We start from the raw sequence: 19,248 nt of genomic DNA, 5'->3' as shown, positions 1-19,248 counted from the left end.
CGTACGCCCGTCACAGGACACTCATCGGGAGATCGCCCCAGGCGCAAGGTAACGATTCTGCAACGGCACTCCTGGACGTTTCGTGAGAAAGGGGCCCTGTACCGCCGTTCCGGCGGTACAGGGCCCCTTCTCTCAGACGATTCTCAGACGTTCGCGTCCTGGCGCTTCAGGCGAGCGGTCTCACGCGCACGAGTGTTCGCGTCGAGATTCACCTTGCGGATGCGGACGACCTCGGGCGTGACCTCGACGCATTCGTCGTCACGGGCGAACTCGAGGCTCTCCTCGAGCGTCAGCTGGCGCGGGGGCGTCATCGACTCGAACGTGTCGGAGCTCGCCGCACGCATGTTGGTGAGCTTCTTCTCCTTCGTGATGTTGACGTCCATGTCGTCGGCGCGGGAGTTCTCGCCGATGACCATGCCCTCGTAGACCTCCTGCGTGGGCTGCACGAAGAACGACATGCGCTCCTGCAGGGCGATCATCGCGAACGGAGTCACGACGCCCTGACGGTCGGCCACGATCGAGCCGTTCTGACGGGTCGTGATGGAACCGGCCCACGGCTCGTAGCCGTGCGAGATCGCGTTCGCGATGCCGGTGCCTCGGGTCGTCGTGAGGAACTCGCTGCGGAACCCGATGAGACCGCGCGACGGGACGATGAACTCCATGCGCACCCAGCCAGTGCCGTGGTTCGTCATGTTCTCCATGCGGCCCTTGCGGTTCGCCAGAAGCTGCGTGATCGCGCCGAGGTGCTCCTCCGGCGTGTCGATCGTGAGATGCTCGAACGGCTCGTACGTCTTGCCGTCGATCTTCTTCGTGACCACCTGCGGCTTGCCGACGGTGAGCTCGAAGCCCTCACGGCGCATGTTCTCGACGAGGATGGCCAGCGCCAGCTCTCCGCGGCCCTGCACCTCCCAGGCGTCCGGGCGTCCGATGTCTACGACCTTGAGCGAGACGTTGCCGATCAGCTCCTTGTCGAGACGGTCCTTGACCATGCGAGCGGTGAGCTTGTGACCCTTGACCTTGCCCATGAGCGGCGAGGTGTTGGTGCCGATCGTCATCGAGATGGCCGGGTCGTCGACGGTGATCGCAGGAAGCGGCCGGACATCCTCGGGGTCGGCGATGGTTTCGCCGATCGTGATGTTCTCGAAGCCGGCGATGGCGACGATGTCGCCCGGGCCCGCCGAATCGGCCGGGTAGCGCTCGAGCGCCCGCGTCTTGAGCAGCTCGGTGATGCGTGCGTTCTGGTGCGTGCCGTCAGCGCGTACCCAGGCGACCGTCTGGCCCTTCTTCAGCGTGCCGTTGAAGACGCGCAGCAGAGCGAGACGACCGAGGAAGGGGCTGGAGTCGAGGTTGGTGACCCAGGCCTGCAGCGGGTGCTCGTCGTCGTAGGCGGGAGCGGGGACGTGCTCGAGGATCGCCTCGAACAGCGGCTCAAGGTCGTCGTTGTCGGGCAGCGATCCGTCGGCGGGGCGGTTCTGCGAGGCCGCGCCGGCACGGCCGGACGCGTAGACGACGGGAACGTCGAGCAGGGCGTCGACATCGAGGTCGGGCACGTCGTCGACGAGGTCGGACGCGAGGCCGAGCAGCAGGTCGTGAGCCTCTTCCTCGACCTCGGCGATACGAGCGTCGGGACGGTCGGTCTTGTTGACCAGGAGGATGACGGGCAGCTTGGCCTCGAGAGCCTTGCGCAGCACGAAACGGGTCTGCGGGAGCGGGCCCTCGCTGGCGTCTACGAGCAGCACGACGCCGTCGACCATCGACAGGCCGCGCTCGACCTCACCACCGAAGTCGGCGTGGCCGGGGGTGTCGATCACGTTGATCGTGATCTCCTTGCCCTGAGCATGCTTGCCCTTGTAGGTGATCGCCGTGTTCTTGGCGAGGATCGTGATGCCCTTCTCGCGCTCGAGGTCGTTCGAGTCCATCGCGCGCTCATCGACGTGGGCGTGTTCGCCGAACGAGCCGGTCTGACGCAGCATGGCGTCGACGAGAGTGGTCTTGCCGTGGTCGACGTGCGCGACGATTGCGACGTTGCGGAGGTCAGAGCGAAGGGCGTGCGCCATGCAGATGTCCTAAAGAGTGTGGGGTTTTGCCGAGAAGCCGACGTTCCAGACTATCGTATTCGGGCGAGTCGTTCCTGAGCGCTCTCGAAGTAGCATCGTGATCGTGACCGTCGCCGACCTCTCCCCCGCTCCCTCACGCAGTCGTCTGTGGTGGGAGGTGGCGATCGTCCTCGCGCTCGGCCTCGGTCAGTCAGCGGTGTATGCGGTCGTTCAGCTGGCGTACCGCCTCACCGACGAGACGCCGCTCGCCGACCAGACCGCGACCCTGAACCCCTCCCGGAGCGATCGGGAGATCTTCGACCTGATCTACCAGATCCTGTCGATCGGCTTCTCCCTCGTCCCGGTGCTGCTGGTGTGCTTCCTTCTCTGGCAATCCTCGAGGCCGCACCTCGCGCGCCTGGGTCTCGACGGCACCCGGGTGGGTCCGGACGTCGGTCGCGGGATCCTCCTGGTGGCAGCCATCGGCATCCCGGGCATCGGGCTGTATCTCGCCGGCCGCGCACTCGGGCTGTTCGTCGCGGTGAATCCCGCGGGGCTCGACAGCCACTGGTGGACCATCCCGGTGCTTCTCCTCGCTGCAGCGCGCGCATCGCTGCAGGAGGAGTTCGTCGTGCTCGGATATCTCTTCGCCCGGCTCAGGCAGCTCGGCTGGGGTCCGTGGGCCATCATCGTCGCCACATCGCTGCTGCGCGCGAGCTACCACCTCTACCAGGGGCCGGGAGCCTTCATCGGGAACCTGGCGATGGGACTGCTCTTCGGATGGCTGTTCCAGCGCAGCGGACGGCTGATGCCGTTCCTCGTCGCGCACTTCCTGATCGACGCGACCGTGTTCGTCGGCTACCCGTGGGCTGCGGCGACCTGGCCGGCGCTGTTCGGGTTGCCCGGCTGAGAGCCGAGGCGGGGTCAGCCGTTCGCGACCAGGATCGACGCCACGGCCCAGAGCACGATGACACCGAGGGCGATGAGCGCCCGATAGTCCCACGTGCGGCGGATCGGCGCGTCCGCACCGGAGAGAGCCGCCTGCCAGCGGTCACGGACGTCGGTGAGGTCGCGGAGCGCGACGGGGGCCTTGGCCTCGTCGTCGCCGGTCGCGCGTCGCACGGGCCGCGCTCGAGCCGGCCCTCCGTAGCTCGACAGGTCGGTGCCGTCGTCGAGCGAGAAGACGAGCTGCCAGCGCAGGTCGACGTCGCGCACGCGGCTCCAGCCGAACGAGGTGCGACGCAGCATGTTCTGCACCATCGCTCCCTGGTCGTCGATGCGGACGACCGAGACGAACGCGATCTCGTAGACCACCCAGAGTCCGAGCAGCACCCAGGGTGCGAGCAGGAGCATCTGGCCCCAGCCGGCGCGTACGACGGCGTCGCCGAGCAGGAAGATCGCGAGCAGCGAGCACAGCACGAGGGAGACAGGCCCGGAGGCCGCACGGAAAGTCCGTGCGGCCTCCGGTCGAGGGTCGATGCTCACTCTCAGTGACCGCCGAGGGTGATGGTCGCCCCGGGGATCGCCTTGAGCAGACGATCGGTGTACTCCTGCTGGGGATTCGCGAAGATCTCGTCGACAGTGCCCTGCTCGACGATCTTGCCCTTCTCCATGACGCACACCAGATCGCTCGACACTCGGACGACCGCGAGGTCGTGAGTGATGAACAGGTAGGTGAGCCCGAGCTCCGACTGGAGCTCGGCCAGCAGCTGCAGCACCTGATCCTGCACCAGCACGTCGAGCGCCGACACCGCCTCGTCGAGGACGATGATGTCGGGCTTGAGCGCGAGAGCGCGTGCGATCGCGACACGCTGACGCTGACCGCCCGAGAGCTCGTTCGGATACCGAGTCGCGAGGACGCGCGGAAGCGAGACCTGGTCGAGCAGCTCCTCGACCCGCTCGCGCTGCGAGGCGCGATCGCCGACGCCGTGGATCTGCATCGGCTCGGCGATCGTGTTGCCGATGTTGCGCAGTGGATCGAGCGAGCCGTACGGGTCCTGGAAGACCGGCTGCATGCGCCGACGCAGACCGAACGCCTGCGCATTCGACAGCCTCGACACATCCTGCCCGTCGATCTCGATGGTTCCGCTGGTCGGCTCTTCGAGCTTCAGCACCATCTTGGCGACCGTGGACTTGCCAGAGCCCGACTCGCCCACGAGCGCGAGCGTCTTGCCGCGAGGGATCTCGAAGGACACGTCGTCGACAGCGCGGAACGCTTCACTGCGGAAGTTCCCCTGGCGGATCCGGTAGTCCTTCGTGAGTCCGGCGACGCGCACCGTCGGCGGGATGTCGGCGAGGTCGTCGAGCGTCTCGATCCCCCGGTCCTCCACCACCGCCTGGATGCGCTGCGATGCGACGCTGGGCGCCGCGGCGACCAGTCGCTTCGTGTACGGGTGCTGCGGGTTCTCGAGGATCTCGCGGCTGGGACCGGACTCGACGATGTTGCCGCCGTTCATCACGATGATCTTGTCCGCACGCTCGGCTGCGAGACCGAGATCGTGCGTGATCAGGAGCACCGAGGTGCCCTTGTCACGGGTGAGCGACGCCATGTGGTCGAGGATCACGCGCTGCACGGTGACGTCGAGAGCCGAGGTCGGCTCGTCGGCGATGAGCAGCTTGGGGTCGGCCGCGAGGCCCATCCCGATGAGCGCGCGCTGGCGCATGCCTCCCGAGAACTGGTGCGGGAACTGGTGCAGACGCTTCTCGGCGTCGGCGAGTCCGGCCTGCTGCAGCACCTCGACGGTGCGCGCCTTGGCCGCGTCGCGCCCCTGGGCGATGCCGTTCGCACGGATCGCCTCTTTCACCTGGAAGCCGATGCTCCAGACGGGGTTGAGGTTCGACATCGGGTCCTGCGGCACGAAGCCGATGTCCCGGCCTCGGACGGCCTCGATCTCGCGACGGTTGAGCGTCGTGAGCTCGCGCCCCTCGAGGGTGATCGATCCCGCGGTGACCTGGCCGGTGCCGGGCAGCAGGTTCACGATGGCCGTGGCCGTCGTGGACTTGCCCGAGCCCGACTCGCCCACGATCGCGACGGTCTCTCCGGGCATGACGTCGAAGCTCACTCCGTGGAGCACTTCGCGCAGACCCTCCTGCGTGCGGAACGCGACGCTCAGGTCGCGGATGCTCAGCAGCGGGACCTGTTCGGTGATTCGCTCGCTCATCGGCGTGCCCTCGCCTTCGGGTCGAGGGCGTCTCGGATGAGCTCGCCCAGGGTGACGAACGCCAGCACCGCGAGGGTGAGAGCGATCGACGGATAGATGAGCGCCATCGGCGCGACACGCAGCGATGCCTGAGCCTTCGCGATGTCATTTCCCCACGACATCACGTCGCTGCCGAGACCCACCCCGAGGAACGAGAGCGTCGCTTCCGCGACGATCGCGGCGGCGAGGCCGAGCGTCGAGACGACGAGCAGCGGAGCGATGGCGTTCGGGACCACGTGGTTCAGGAGGATCTTGAACTTCGACTGACCGAGCGCCTGCGACGCCATCACGAAGTCCGCCTGACGCACACGGAGCACCTCGGCCCGCACGACGCGAGCCGTGGACGCCCAGGCGAACGCTCCGATGGCGAACGCGAGCGTCCACACCGAACGGGAATCCCGGAACACGGTCATCACGACGACGGCCGCGAGGATGTACGGGATGGCGAAGAAGATGTCGCCGATGCGCGAGAGCACCGAGTCGAGCCATCCGCCGTAGAAGCCCGCGAGAGCTCCCATGATCAGGCCGAGAACGGACGAGATCAGCGTCGCGATGAGGCCGACGGCCAGCGACGTCTGCGCGCCCCAGACGATGCGCGCATAGATGTCGCAGCCCTGGAACGTGAACCCGAGCGGGTGTCCATCCGTCGGACCGCCGTTGCTGTTCGACAGCTGGCAGTCGTTGTTCGGCGGCGTCGCGGTGAACAGAGTCGGCCACAGCGCCATCACGAGGAAGAACAGCGCGAGGACGACCGAGAACCAGAACAGCGGACGACGACGCAGGTCGAACCAGGCGTCACGCCAGAGGTTGCTGGGCTTGTCCGAGATCCGAACGGCGTCGACCGCGATCGACTCCGTCTCGATCGGAGCGACGTAGTGCTTCTGAGATGTGGGATCAGGCATAGCGAATCCTCGGGTCGAGCAGACCGTAGAGCAGGTCGATGAGAAGGTTCACCAACACGTACAGGATGACGAACACGGTCACGAACGAGACGACCGTGGGTCCCTCGCCGCGCTGGATCGCCTGGAAGAGCGTGTTTCCCACACCGGGGACGTTGAAGATGCCCTCGGTGACGGTGGCGCCCACGAGCAGCACGCCGAAGTTCGTGGCGGAGTTCGTGATCACCGGGATCAGGGAGTTGCGCAGCACGTGCACGGGCAGCACGCGGTTGCGCGAGAGCCCCTTGCTGTACGCCGTGCGCACCCAGTCCTGGTTCAGGGTCTCGATGACCGAGCTGCGCATGAGACGCATGCTCACCGCATAGAGGCTGAAACCGAGCACGATCGCCGGCAGCCACAACCCGCCCCAGTCGTTGTCCGCACCCACCGTGGGCTTGAACCAGCCGAGCTGGATCGCGAGGAAGTACTGCGCGAGGAACGCCACCACGAAGATCGGGATCGCGATCGCGACCAGCGCCACGACGAGCGAGACGTTGTCGAACAGCTTGCCCTTGCGCAGCGCCGAGATGGTGCCGATGACGATGGCGAGCACGAACTCGATGGCGATGGCCATGACTGCGAGTCGGCCGGTGACAGGAAGCGTGGCGGCGAGCACAGCCGAGACCGGGCGGCCCGAGTAGGTCGTGCCCAGGTCGCCCTGGAAGACGCCGGTGATGTAGTACCAGTACTGCACGATGAACGGCTGGTCCAGGTGGTACTGCGCGCGCAGCTGCTCGACGACCGCCGGGTTGGGCGTCTTGTCGCCGAACAGGGCGAGGATCGGGTCGCCGGGCATGGCGAACACGAGGAAGTAAATGAGCAGGGTGGCTCCGAAGAAGACCGGGATCACCTGCAGGAGACGTCTCAGAATGTAACCGAGCATCCGCTTGTCCCTTCTTGAGGGGAAAGAAAGCTACGTGAACACAAGCCTGTGAGGCGGTGACGAAGAATCGTCACCGCCTCACAGGTGAAGTGCCGTCAGACTTACTCGCCGGCCTTCGTGATCTCGTAGTACAGCGGAACCGAGTTCCAGCCGAACGTGACGTTGTCGACGTTCTCGCTGAAGCCACCGGTCACGTTCGAGTACCACAGCGGGATCGCGGGAAGGTCCTGGAACAGGACCTCCTGCGCCTTGGTGAAGTCCTCGATCTGAGCCTCGGCGTCGGGGTTGCTGATGCCGGCGGAGATGAGCTCGTCGAACTCGGGGTTCGTGTAGTCACCGTCGTTGGAGCCTGCGCCGGTGGCGTAGAGCGGTCCGAGGAAGTTGTACAGACCCGGGTAGTCGGCCTGCCAGCCCGAGCGCGCAGCCGTGGTGATGGTGCGGTCGTTGATCTTCGTGCGAAGGTCCTGGAAGGTCGGGTACGGGTCACCCGATGCCTCGATGCCGAGCGTGTTCTTGATGCTGTTGCTCACCGCGTCGACCCAGGCGTCGTGGCCGCCGTCGGAGTTGTACGCGATCTTGAACTCGCCGTCCCACGGTGCGATGGCGTCGGCCTCAGCCCACAGCTCCTTCGCCTTCTCGGGGTCGAAGTCGAGGACCTCGCTGCCGGGAACCGAGTCGGACCAGCCGTCGATGACCGGAGAGGTGAAGTCGGATGCCGGGGTGCGGGTGCCCGAGAAGATCGTCTCGGTGATCTCCTCGCGGTTGATCGCCATCGACAGCGCCTGACGACGCAGCTGGCCCTCTTCGCCGCTGAAGTGCGGGAGGAACTGGCCGATGGTGAAGGACTGGAACACAGCGGAGGGCTGGTTCACAGCACGGTCGCCGAGCTCGTCGGTGAAGACCGGGAGCGAGTTCGTCGGGATGGCGTCGATGACGTCGACCTCGTTCGACAGCAGGTCGGCGTATGCGGCCTCCTGCGTGGCGTAGAACTTGATGGTCAGACCGCCGTTGGCGGCCTGACGGCCACCGTCGTAGTCGTCGTTGCGGACGAGGTCGATCTGGACGTCGTGCTGCCACGCGTCTTCGCCGTCGATCATGTACGGACCGTTGCCGATCGGGTTCTGACCGAACGCTTCCATGTCCTCGAACGCGACGTCGGGGAGCGGGTAGAAGGCCGAGTAGCCGAGACGCAGAGCGAAGTCGGATGCCGGCTTGTTCAGCGCGATCGTGAAGGTGTAGTCATCGACCTGCTTGAGACCCGTGAGCTCGGAGTCGGTGTCGTAGCTGAAGCCCTCGATGTCCTCGAAGAAGTAGCTGGAGAGGTGAGCGTTCGACGCCTTGGCGCCCTCGTTCCACGCCTTGATGAAGTTGTCGGCGGTGACTTCTTCACCGTCGGTGAAGGTCAGGCCTTCCTTGATCTTGACGGTGAGGTTCTGCGGGTCCTCCGTGGTGATCTCCTCAGCCACGTCGTTGACGGGCTTGCCGTCGGCGTCGTAGTAGATCAGACCGGCGAAGATCTCGTCGAGGATCTTTCCGCCGCCCACCTCGTTGGTGTTGGTGGGGATCAGCGGGTTCTCGGGCTCCGAGCCGTTCGTGGTGATGATGGCGTCGGCGTCGGTGTTCGCACCGGAGCCGCCGTCGCCTTCATTGCCGCTTCCACCGCTCGCGCAGCCCGCGAGCGCCAGGGCGCCGATCGCGAACAGCGCAGTGCCCGCAAGGGCGATCTTGTTGCGCTTCACTTTGTGTCCTCCTGTGGACGGGTATTCATCAGACTGCGCGCTCATCGTCGAACGCGTAGGGATAGTTGACTGTAACCCGCGGTTTCGTGGACGCCGCTCTCGGCTAATGAACCGTTACTGAGTGGTGACCAACTGAAACATCCCCGAAACACGCGGAAATGCACGGAAACGAGTGACGGCGTCGTGTCCGCATGGACACGACGCCGTCACCCCTCAGGATTCGGTTCAGGCGAACGCCTCGATCGGCGGGCAGGCGCACACGAGGTTGCGGTCACCGTACGCCTGGTCGATGCGGCGCACGGGCGGCCAGTACTTGCCTGCCACCAGGGCGTGCACCGGATAGGCGGCGTCTTCACGGCTGTAGGCGTGCTCCCACTCCCCCGCGATCAGCGAGACTGCGGTGTGCGGAGCGTTGACGAGAGGGTTGTCGTCCGCGGGCCAGCGCCCGGCGGCGACGGCATCCGCTTCGGCCTTGATCATGATCATGGCCTCGATGAACCGCTCGATCTCGCCGAGGTCCTCGGACTCGGTGGGTTCCACCATCAGAGTCCCCGCGACCGGGAACGACATGGTCGGTGCGTGGAAGCCGAAGTCGATCAGTCGCTTGGCGACGTCGTCGACGGTGATCCCGGTCTCCTCGCGAAGCGGACGCAGGTCGAGGATGCACTCGTGCGCCACCCGGCCGTCCTCCCCCGCGTACAGCACGGGGAAGTGCTCGCCCAGGCGCGCGGCGATGTAGTTCGCGGACAGCACCGCGGCCGCGGTCGCGTGACGGAGGCCGTCGGCGCCCATCATCCGCACATAGGACCAGGAGATCGGCAGGATGCCCGCAGATCCGTAGGGTGCCGCCGACACCGCGCCGCCTTCGAAGACGAATCCGCCCGCATGCTCCGCCCGCTGCGCGAGCGGGTGCGACGGCAGGTAGGCCGCGAGGTGCGCCTTGGCTGCGACGGGGCCCACACCGGGGCCGCCGCCGCCGTGCGGGATCGCGAACGTCTTGTGCAGGTTGAGGTGCGAGACGTCGCCGCCGAGATCGCCGAACCGGGCGTAGCCGAGCAGCGCGTTGAGGTTCGCTCCGTCCACGTACACCTGGCCGCCGGCGTCGTGCACCGCGGTCGTGATCTCGACCACGTCCTGCTCGTAGACGCCATGCGTCGACGGGTAGGTGATCATCAGCGCCGAGAGCTCGTCGGCGTGCGCCGCGATCTTCGCCCGCAGGTCGTCGAGGTCGACGTTCCCGAGCTCATCGCACGCCACGACGACGACCTTCATTCCGGCGAGCACTGCGGAGGCCGCGTTGGTGCCGTGCGCGGACGACGGGATCAGGCACACCGTGCGCTGCGTGTCGCCGTTCGCGAGGTGGTATCCGCGGATGGCGAGGAGGCCGGCCAGCTCGCCCTGCGAGCCGGCGTTCGGCTGCAGCGAGACGGCGTCGTACCCCGTGACCTCGGCGAGCCACGCTTCGAGCTGCGTGATCATGTCGAGATACCCCGCGACATCGGATGCCGGCGCGAACGGGTGGATGCCCGCGAACTCCGGCCACGTGATCGATGCCATCTCGGTCGCCGCGTTGAGCTTCATCGTGCAGGACCCGAGCGGGATCATGCCGCGGTCGAGCGCATAGTCACGATCGGCGAGGCTCTTGAGATAGCGCATCATCGCCGTCTCGCTGCGGTGCGCGTGGAAGACGGGGTGCGTGAGGTACTCGTCCTGACGGAGCAGATCGCCGGGGAGGCCGCCCTGCGAACCGGAGCCGAAGAATCCGAATGCGCGCTCCCGGGCACCGCCGAAGACCTGAGCGACCTGATGGAGCTCGGCGACCGTCGTGGTCTCGTCGATCGAGATGCCGATCGTGTCGGCATCCGCGGCGTGCAGCAGGATGCCGAAACCGTGATGGGCCTGCTCCACGAACTCGGCAGCGCGCCCCGGCACCCGCACCTGGAGGGTGTCGAAGAACGAGTCGTGCACGACGTCCGCACCCGCATCGGCGAGCCAGTCGCGCAGCATCGCGGTCTTGGCCGCGACCTCCCGGGCGATCGCCTTCAGTCCATCGGGACCGTGGTAGACGGCGTACATCGACGCCATCACGGCGAGCAGCACCTGAGCCGTGCAGATGTTGCTCGTCGCCTTCTCGCGGCGGATGTGCTGCTCGCGGGTCTGCAGCGACAGCCGATACGCCGGCTTGCCGTCGGCATCGACAGAGACGCCGACGAGACGGCCGGGCAGCTGACGTTCGAGCCCTGCGCGCACAGCCATGTAGCCCGCGTGCGGGCCTCCGAAGCCGATCGGCACGCCGAAGCGCTGCGTCGTCCCGACCGCGACATCGGCCCCGAGCGAGCCCGGCGACGCGATGAGGGTGAGCGCGAGGAGGTCGGCCGCGACGACGGCGAGCCCGCCCGCGAGGTGCGCCGCATCGATCACGGCCGCCGGGTTCCAGACTCGCCCGGAGGCCCCCGGGTACTGCACGAAGACTCCGAACAGCTCGGCGGGCAGCTCTTCACCCGCCGCGAAGTCGACGGACACCAGTTCGATGCCCACGGCCTCGGCACGGGTCTCGAGCAGTGCCTTCGTCTGCGGGAACGCGTCGGCGTCGACGGCGAAGACGTTCGACGCCTTCTTCGACGCGCGGCGTGCCAGCAGCATCCCCTCGACCACAGCGGTCGATTCGTCGAGCATCGACGCGTTCGCGGTGGTCAGGCCGGTCAGTTCGGCGACCATCGTCTGGAAGTTGATGAGTGCTTCGAGGCGACCCTGCGAGATCTCGGGCTGGTACGGCGTGTACGCGGTGTACCACGACGGATTCTCGAGCACGTTGCGCTGGATCACCTGAGGGGTGATCGTGCCGTAGTACCCGAGACCGATCATCGGCCGGTTCACCGTGTTGCGGGACGCGAGCGCTCGCAGCTCGGCGAGCGCCTCGGTCTCGCTCGCTGCGCGCGGGATCACGGACTCCGTGGAGGCGGGGGTGAAGATCGAAGCGGGCACGGCCTGACGCATCAGCGCCTCGACCGGGCTCCAGTCCTCGAGCTTCGACTCGACGCCCAGCGTGTCGAGCATCTGGCGCTGGGCGGCGGCGGTGGTTCCGATATGACGATCGGCGAAAGAGACCACTGGACGATCAGCCCTCCGTGAGAGCGACGTACGCGTCGCGGTCCATCAGGCCCTCGAGCGCACCGGCGGCGACGGAGACCTTGATGAGCCAGCCTCCGTCGAACGGCTCAGCGTTCACGAGCGACGGGTCGTCGACGACGGCGTCGTTGATCTCGACGACCGTGCCGGTGACCGGGGCGTAGAGCTCGCCGACCGACTTGGTCGACTCGATCTCACCGACGACCGAGCCTGCGGCGATCTCGGTGCCGACGGCGGGGAGTTCGACGAACACGACGTCTCCCAGCTTGTCGGCCGCGTAGTCGGTGATCCCGATGGTGACGGTGTCACCGCCAGCGGCGATCCACTCGTGCTCGTCGGTATAGCTGAGTGCGTTGAGATCGGTCATTTGGTCCTCCGGTAGAAAGGCAGGGCGGTCACGGTCGCGGGGATCCTGGTCCCCCGCACATCAAGGAATACTGCGGTTCCCGCGGCAGCGGAAGAAGGTGCCACGTAGGCCATCGCGATCGGGTGGCCGAGCGTCGGGCTCAGTGCACCGCTGGTGACCTCGCCCAGCACGATGCCGTCCGCGTCGACCACCGAGTAGCCCGCGCGTCCGGCACGTTTGCCCTCGGCGACCAGGCCGACGAGCACCGGAGCGTCGGATGCGGCATCCACCGCTCCCTTGCCGATGAAGTCATCTTTGTCGGACACCACCACTCGCCCGAGACCGGCCTGAGACGGCTTCGTCTCGCGCGAGAGCTCGTGACCGTAGAGAGGCATCCCCGCTTCGAGCCGGAGGGTGTCGCGCGCGGCGAGGCCCGCGGGGACGAGCCCGTGCGGCTGACCCGCCTCGACGAGGGCGTCCCACAGGGCGGGTGCGTCGGCGGCTCTCACCAGAAGCTCGAATCCGTCCTCGCCCGTGTAGCCGGTGCGGGCGAGCAGCAGCGGTGCACCCTGAAACAGCGCATCGGCCCAGGCGTAGTACTTCTGTTCCGCCCATGGGGTGCCGAGATCGGTGATGCCCGGCGTCGACGAGACGATCGCCTCGGAGGCGGGGCCCTGGACCGCGAGCAGGGCATAGTCGTCGGAGACGTCTTCGACGTCCACGCCCCTGTCGCCGATGAACCCCGCGAAGCTGCGATCCTCTCCCTCGGCCCTGGCGGGCATCTCGCGTTCGATCCGCGATGGGAACGAACGGACGCGCGATGCGAACGCCTGGTCGACGAATCCGCGGTTTCCCGCGTTCGCGATCACCAGGAAGCGGTCGTCTGCGAGCCGGTAGACGATGACGTCGTCGATGATCCCGCCGTCGTCGGCGAGCATCAGGGAGTACTTCGCCTTGCCGACCGCCATCGCCGACAGCCGGCCCGCGAGCGAGTAGTCGAGGAACTCCCCGGCGAAGTCGCCGGTGACGAGGAACTCCGCCATATGGGAGATGTCGAAGATGCCGGCCGCCTGCCGCACGGCGTGGTGCTCGGCGAGGTCGGACGTGTATCGCACCGGCATCTGCCAACCGCCGAAGTCGGTGAACGATGCACCGAGCGCCTCGTGGCGCTCACGCAGCGGGGTGTAGCGGGGGTCGGACATGGAGTTCTCCCGGGCTGGATCGGGCGGAACAGCGACGCTGCTCCTGGGAACTCCCCCTCTGTCATGAGCCTGAGAGCTTCGCCCAGAGACTGGGCTTTCACCGTCGGCGGATCCGAGCTGACGCGGCGTCGCTCGAGATCGCTTTTCAGAGTGGCCGGAACCGCGCGGTACGCGTACCTGAGAGATTGGCGGGGAGGCTTGCTCCTTCGGTGCCCGGCTGCATTCGCCGGGGCTCTCCCGCGTGGGTCATTCGGCCTGTCTTCACTTGTGGCCTCAGTCTAGCGGGTCGACGTCGTCGGCACAGGCCGCAGAAAGCCGCGCTCCCCCGACGCCCCGAAGGTGGGGCGCCAGGCGAGCGCGGCGTCATCCACTGGAGGTCAGCGACCCGCCAGCTCGGCTCTGACCTCGTCTCGCAGACGCCCGAGGTTCTCGGGCTCGGGCGCGGCGCCCAGCAATGTCCTGGTGTACTCGTGCTGCGGATTGAGGATGACCTCGTCGGCGGGGCCGCGCTCGACGACATCACCCTTGTAGAGCACCATGATCTCGTCGCTGAAGTGACGTGCCGTCGCGAGATCGTGCGTGATGTAGAGCACGCCGAGGTTCTCCTCCCGCTGCAGGTCTGCCAGCAGGTTGAGCACTCCCAGTCGGATCGAGACATCGAGCATCGAGACCGGCTCATCCGCGACGATGAACCGCGCGCCCGGGGCGAGCGCACGAGCGATCGCCACCCGCTGCCGCTGACCACCGGACAGCTCATGCGGGCGACGTTCCGCGAAGCTCTCGCCGGGCGACAGCCGCACGCGCTCGAGCAGCTCGATCGCCCGCGCCCGCACCTGGGAGCCAGACAGCTTGGGGTGGTGGAGCCGGATCGGCCGCTCCAGGTGATGGATGATCGTGTGGAACGGGTTGAGTGACGCGAAGGGGTCCTGGAAGACCATCTGCACCTGGGAGCGGTAGTCCTCCACGGCGCGGCCTCGCATGCCCGAGTCCTTGCCGTCGAGCAGGATCTGCCCGCCCGTCGGCGTCTCGAGCTTCATCAGCATCCGGGCGATCGTCGACTTGCCCGACCCGGATTCGCCGACGAGAGCGACCGTCTTCCCCGCTTCGATGGTGAACGAGACGTCCTTCACCGCGTGCAGGACCGACGTCTTGAGGCCGGATCGCAGCGTGAAGTCCTTCACCAGGTTGCGGGCTTCGAGGGTGGGAGCACTCATCGGACCTCCTCCTGACTGGGCTGGTTGCCGGTGCGGACGAAATCTCCGCGCTCGCCGGTCAGACTCGGGAAGCTCGACAGGAGCTTCTTGGTGTATTCGTGCTGGGGCGTGCGGTAGATCTCCTCCGCGGTGCCCTCCTCGACGATCTGCCCCTGCAGCATCACGGCGATGCGGTCGCTGATCTCGATCAGCATGGGCAGGTCGTGCGTGATGAAGATCACCGCGAAGCCCAGCCGCTCACGCAACCGCATGATCTCGCGGATGATCCCGCGCTGCACGACCACGTCGAGCGCCGTGGTCGGCTCGTCCATGATCATCACCTGAGGGTCCAGCGCGAGCGCCATCGCGATCATCATGCGCTGACGCATGCCACCGGACAGCTCATGAGGGAAGCTCGTCAGTCTCGACGGGTCGACCCCGACCAGGGTCAGCAGCTCTTCGGCCCGCGCCTGCTTGTCCTTCTTGGACATGCCGGGGCGATGGGTCTCGAAGATGTCGAAGATCTGCGCCTTGACGCTGATGACCGGATTGAGCGAGTTCATCGCTCCCTGGAACACCATCGAGATCTTGTCCCAGCGGAAGGCCCGCAGCCCATCGCCGTCGAGAGCGACGATGTCGATGTCGTGGCCGTCGCGGTCATGGAACACGATCTCGCCGCTGGTCATGAGCGCAGGAGCCTTGAGCAGCCGATTCATGCCGTAGGCGAGCGTCGTCTTGCCGCAGCCGGACTCACCGGCGAGGCCGAGGATCTCGCCTCGGTTGAGTGTGAGAGAGACGTTGCGGACCGCCTTCACGGGCGGATCCACCTCGTACTCGATCGACACGTCGCGTGCGGTCAGCACGGCATCCGGAGCGCTCATGCGGCGACCCCCTTCGTCTTGGCGGCCTTGCGCACGCGCCGAGCGGCGTCGGGTGCATTGCGGAGCTTGGGGTTGATGACCTCGTCGATCGCGAAGTTGATGAGCGAGAGTCCCGCGCCGAGCATGGCGATCATGATTCCCGGTGGGACGAACCACCACCAGGCGCCTCGTCCGAGCGCCTGCCCTGACTGCGCGTCGTTGAGGATCGTCCCCCAGGTGATGGAGGAGTTGGGGCCGAGACCGAGGTATGAGAGTCCGGCCTCGCCGAGGATCGCGAAGATGATCGCGAACAGGAACTGCGCGGTGAGCAACGGCAGCAGGTTCGGCATGATCTCGACCAGGATGACGCGGAAGGATCGCTCTCCCGCGACCTTGGACGCGTAGACGTAGTCACGCGTGCGCAGAGATCGGGTCTGCAGCCTGAGCACGTAGGCGGCACCGGCCCAGGACGTGATGCCGAGCACGAACGCGACGAGCTGCCAGCTGCGCTGCGGGACGAAGGAGGAGATCACCATCACCAGCGGCAGGCCGGGGATCACGATCATCACGTTGGTCAGCAGCGCCAGGGTGTCCTCGCGCCATCCGCCGAGGTACCCCGCGAGGACTCCGAAGACAAGCGACAGGATGATGGCGATTCCGCCCGCTACCACGCCCACGAGGAGCGAGCCCTGGGCGCCGATGGCGAGCTGGGCGAACATGTCGTTGCCGAGCTTGGTGGTGCCCAACCAGTGCTCCGGCGAGGGCGGGAGCAGTGCGGGGTTGTCGGTGCTTCGAGGGTCCTGCGAGAAGATCGGCGCGATGATCGCGAACAGCACGATCGCGATCACGATGCTCGCGCCGATGATGAATTTCGTCGATGAGGTGGGAAGGACGCGGCGGCGTCTGCGGCCCCGCTGGGTGGCGAGAGAGATCGTGCTCGCAGGCTGGGTCATGGGCTGATCCTTCGTGATCAGCACTGTGTTCTCGGTGTCAGACATTCTGGCGAGCCCTCGGGTCGATGAAGCCATAGACGAGGTCCATGATGAAGTTGGCGGCGAGCACCGTGATCGTGATGACGAGGAAGAGTCCCTGCATCAGCGCGTAGTCGTTGTTCGTGACCGCCTGGAACATCAGCTTCCCGATGCCCGGGTAGGTGAAGACCTGCTCCATGACGATGGAGCCGGCGACAACGAATCCCAGGGTGATCGAGAAGCCGGCGATCGACGGGATCGCGGCATTGCGGGCGGCGTACGTCGTCATGATGCGACGCGGACGGAGCCCCTTGGCCTCGGCCGTGAGCACGTAGTCCTCGGCCATGGTCTGCACCATCATGTTGCGCATCCCGAACATCCAGCCGCCCACCGACGAGATCACGATCGTCAGTGCGGGCAGGATGGCGTGCGAGAGCGCATCCATGAAGAACGCCCAGGTCGGCTCGGGACCGTCCGGGAAGTCGAACACGTCGTAGCCGCCGAAGATCGGGAACCAGCCGAGCCCGACCGCGAACACCGAGACGAGCAGCAGCGCCATCCAGAAGTACGGGATGGACTGCAGCACGGTGGTCGCCGGGATGAGGTGGTCGACCCACGTTCCGCGCTTCCATCCCGCCCAGGCGCCGAGGACGACGCCGAGGATGAAGGAGATCACGGTCACCGTGCCGACGAGGATGAGCGTCCAGGGCAGCGCCTGCCCGATCAGCTCGCTCACCGGCGCGGGGAACTTGGTGACGGAGATGCCCAGGTCGCCCTGGAACATGCGCCCCCAGTACGCGATGTACTGATCCCAGAGGGACGAGTCATCACCGCCGAGAAGCAGCTTGATGTTGCGGATCGTGGTCTCGGAGACCTCGCCGCCCGCTCGCTGCATCTTGGCGATCATGATGTCCGCCGGGTTCCCCGGCATGAGCCGGGGAAGCAGGAAGTTGAGTGAGATCGCGGCCCATAGCGTGAACGCGTAGAACCCGATTCTTCGTGCATAGAACTTCATGTCACTGACCGTGCTTCCTGCTCCCCCGACTCCATGTGCTTAGTTCGCCGGCTCGAGCTGCGTCAGGACGTAGCCCGCCGCGATCGCACCCCAGGACGGCGGGAAGGCGTAGAGGTCCTCCTCCGTCGGCCATCCCGTGAAGTCCTTCGTGTTGTAGAAGGTCTGCGTCGCGTTGATCACGAGCGGGATGTAGGGCAGATCACGGACGATCTCGGTCTGGATCGTGCCGTACAGCTCCTTCTTCTCTGCCTCGTCGTTCGTGCTGATCGCGGCCTGGACGGCCGTGTCGACGACGGGGTTGCTGTATCGGCTGAAGTTCCAACGCCCCGCGGGCACCTCCGAGCCCACCGCTGCGGTCGAACCGACGGTCGTGCCGCCGAACCAGTCGCGGTAGATCTGGAACGGGTCGGCCACCGAGGTTCCGACCACACCGCCGACGATCAGCTGGAAGTCACCGCCCTGACGGGCGTCCGAGAATTCCTGCCACTGCACCGTGGATGCCGTGATCTTGATGCCGGCAGCCTGTGCCTGCTCGGCGATCAGCTTCGCCGCATCGTTGTAGTCGGTCCAGCCGTCGACCGAGATCAGGCTGAGCTCGAGCGGCACGCCGTCCTTCGCGTAGAAGTCGCCGTCCTTCGTGTAGCCGGCGGCCTCGAGGATCTCGCCCGCCTCGTCGGCGTTCGCCTCCTGGGGGCTGATCTCGTTGGCGGAGTCCGCGACCCACTTCTCGTCACGGGGCAGCAGCGCGAAGGTCGGCGAGATGTCGCCGGTCAGACCGACGAACGCCTTGTCCTTGATGGCCGTGCGGTCGATCGCGACGTTGAGCGCCTGTCGAACCGCGACGTCGGTCTGGGGACCCGTGCAGCCGAGCTCGGCGTTCGAGCACGTGTACAGGACGGTCGGGTCCTGCGGCGTGTTGATCCAATCGATCGCTCCGTTGCCCGTGACGTCGTCCGGGTTCGGGATGAACATGCCCGTCCAGTCGAGCTTGCCGGCGGCGAGCAGGTCCTGTGCGGTCTGGTTGTTGTCGACCGCGATGTACTGGACCTTCTTGACTCCGAGCTCGTCGGCGTCGCGGAAGTTCTCGTTCGCGACGAGCGTGTACGACTCGCTCGTCGTCTTGTCGACCACGTAGGCGCCGGAGCCGACCGGCTCTTCGTTGGCGAAGTTCGCGAAGTCGGTGACCTCCGCCCACACGTGCTCGGGGAGGATGTAGGTCGAACCGAGGCGCTGGAACTCGGTCGTGTACTGCGCGGTCGTGTACGTGAGGACGACCGTGGTGTCGTCCGTAGCCTCCGCCGAGACGAGACCGTTGCCCTCAGGGTTGTTGGCCTCGTAGGTGAAGGAGAACGCGACGTCGGCGGCGGTCAGCGGCTCTCCGTCGCTCCACTTGAGATCGGGCTTGATGGCGATCGTGATCACCGTGCCGTCCTCGTTGTATTCGTACGAGTCTCCGATCAGACCGACGGGCTCGGAATCCGCCGTCTTGTTGAAGAAGAACAGCGGCTCGTAGATCGGCCCGAGTGCACCGTGGAGCACGGTCGGGGCGAACGGGTTGTAGTTCGCGGTGATGGGGGTCTGGCTGCCGGCCCAGACACGAAGAGCACGGTCGCCATCGCCACCGCTCCCCTCGTTGCCTCCGCCTGCGCCACAGGCCGTCAGGCCCAGGGCGAGGACGGATGCCCCCGCCACAGCGGTGAGCGCGATCTTGCGCCTTCCGTTACGGATCATTCTGT

At 66.5% G+C, this 19,248-nt stretch carries 15 protein-coding genes and 1 riboswitch; of the genes, 1 reads left to right on the top strand and 14 read right to left on the bottom strand.

Features of this window, described 5'->3' with window-relative positions:
• Positions 1-143 precede the first annotated feature (143 nt).
• Positions 144-2,057, bottom strand: coding sequence for a translational GTPase TypA (gene typA / locus ACIPV5_RS08140; protein ID WP_053095568.1), 1,914 nt, complete (start codon positions 2,055-2,057; stop codon positions 144-146).
• Between the two features lie 103 nt (positions 2,058-2,160).
• Here typA and ACIPV5_RS08135 point away from each other — a divergent pair, with 103 nt between their 5' ends.
• The gene (locus ACIPV5_RS08135; protein ID WP_232224531.1) at positions 2,161-2,946 is read left to right on the top strand and encodes a CPBP family intramembrane glutamic endopeptidase; all 786 of its coding nucleotides are present in this window, start codon (positions 2,161-2,163) and stop codon (positions 2,944-2,946) included.
• Positions 2,947-2,960: 14 nt separating this feature from the next.
• Here ACIPV5_RS08135 and ACIPV5_RS08130 read toward each other — a convergent pair whose 3' ends face one another.
• The 13 genes from ACIPV5_RS08130 to ACIPV5_RS08070 all read right to left on the bottom strand — a co-directional run bounded on the left by ACIPV5_RS08130 (position 2,961) and on the right by ACIPV5_RS08070 (position 19,243).
• Positions 2,961-3,521 (bottom strand): PH domain-containing protein, encoded by a 561-nt coding sequence (locus tag ACIPV5_RS08130; RefSeq protein WP_400340683.1) that lies wholly within the window; start codon positions 3,519-3,521, stop codon positions 2,961-2,963.
• A gap of 2 nt (positions 3,522-3,523) precedes the next feature.
• Positions 3,524-5,197, bottom strand: a complete 1,674-nt coding sequence (locus tag ACIPV5_RS08125) for an ABC transporter ATP-binding protein (RefSeq protein WP_053095566.1) — start codon at positions 5,195-5,197, stop codon at positions 3,524-3,526.
• Positions 5,194-6,138: an ABC transporter permease gene (locus ACIPV5_RS08120; RefSeq protein ID WP_053095565.1), complete on the bottom strand. Its 945-nt coding sequence runs from the start codon at positions 6,136-6,138 to the stop codon at positions 5,194-5,196. The genes ACIPV5_RS08125 and ACIPV5_RS08120 overlap by 4 nt, the downstream gene beginning before the upstream one ends.
• Positions 6,131-7,057, bottom strand: coding sequence for an ABC transporter permease (locus tag ACIPV5_RS08115; protein ID WP_053095564.1), 927 nt, complete (start codon positions 7,055-7,057; stop codon positions 6,131-6,133). Before ACIPV5_RS08115 ends, ACIPV5_RS08120 begins: the two co-directional genes overlap by 8 nt.
• A 101-nt stretch (positions 7,058-7,158) precedes the next feature.
• Positions 7,159-8,796, bottom strand: a complete 1,638-nt coding sequence (locus tag ACIPV5_RS08110) for an ABC transporter substrate-binding protein (RefSeq protein ID WP_150115049.1) — start codon at positions 8,794-8,796, stop codon at positions 7,159-7,161.
• A gap of 225 nt (positions 8,797-9,021) precedes the next feature.
• The gene (gene gcvP, locus ACIPV5_RS08105) at positions 9,022-11,853 is read right to left on the bottom strand and encodes an aminomethyl-transferring glycine dehydrogenase (RefSeq protein WP_400341258.1); all 2,832 of its coding nucleotides are present in this window, start codon (positions 11,851-11,853) and stop codon (positions 9,022-9,024) included.
• A gap of 61 nt (positions 11,854-11,914) precedes the next feature.
• Positions 11,915-12,292, bottom strand: coding sequence for a glycine cleavage system protein GcvH (gene gcvH, locus ACIPV5_RS08100; RefSeq protein WP_320491344.1), 378 nt, complete (start codon positions 12,290-12,292; stop codon positions 11,915-11,917).
• A complete protein-coding gene (locus ACIPV5_RS08095; protein ID WP_400340680.1) occupies positions 12,289-13,473 on the bottom strand; it encodes a glycine cleavage system aminomethyltransferase GcvT in 1,185 nt (394 codons plus the stop codon). The genes gcvH and ACIPV5_RS08095 overlap by 4 nt, the downstream gene beginning before the upstream one ends.
• Before the next feature lie 155 nt (positions 13,474-13,628).
• Positions 13,629-13,723, bottom strand: a riboswitch (glycine riboswitch).
• Between the two features lie 127 nt (positions 13,724-13,850).
• Entirely contained in the window at positions 13,851-14,687 is an 837-nt protein-coding gene (locus tag ACIPV5_RS08090; RefSeq protein ID WP_072590993.1) for an ATP-binding cassette domain-containing protein, read from the bottom strand.
• A complete protein-coding gene (locus tag ACIPV5_RS08085) occupies positions 14,684-15,547 on the bottom strand; it encodes an ABC transporter ATP-binding protein (RefSeq protein ID WP_053095559.1) in 864 nt (287 codons plus the stop codon). Before ACIPV5_RS08085 ends, ACIPV5_RS08090 begins: the two co-directional genes overlap by 4 nt.
• Positions 15,544-16,524 (bottom strand): ABC transporter permease, encoded by a 981-nt coding sequence (locus tag ACIPV5_RS08080; protein ID WP_053095558.1) that lies wholly within the window; start codon positions 16,522-16,524, stop codon positions 15,544-15,546. Before ACIPV5_RS08080 ends, ACIPV5_RS08085 begins: the two co-directional genes overlap by 4 nt.
• The gene (locus ACIPV5_RS08075; protein WP_053095557.1) at positions 16,517-17,512 is read right to left on the bottom strand and encodes an ABC transporter permease; all 996 of its coding nucleotides are present in this window, start codon (positions 17,510-17,512) and stop codon (positions 16,517-16,519) included. The genes ACIPV5_RS08080 and ACIPV5_RS08075 overlap by 8 nt, the downstream gene beginning before the upstream one ends.
• A gap of 39 nt (positions 17,513-17,551) precedes the next feature.
• Entirely contained in the window at positions 17,552-19,243 is a 1,692-nt protein-coding gene (locus ACIPV5_RS08070) for an ABC transporter substrate-binding protein (RefSeq protein WP_400340677.1), read from the bottom strand.
• Positions 19,244-19,248 lie beyond the last annotated feature (5 nt).

The sequence above is a fragment of the Microbacterium sp. NPDC090014 genome (genome assembly GCF_044748285.1).
In the GTDB taxonomy this organism is placed as follows: Bacteria; Actinomycetota; Actinomycetes; order Actinomycetales; family Microbacteriaceae; genus Microbacterium.
This window is presented reverse-complemented; position numbering and strand designations above follow the sequence as displayed.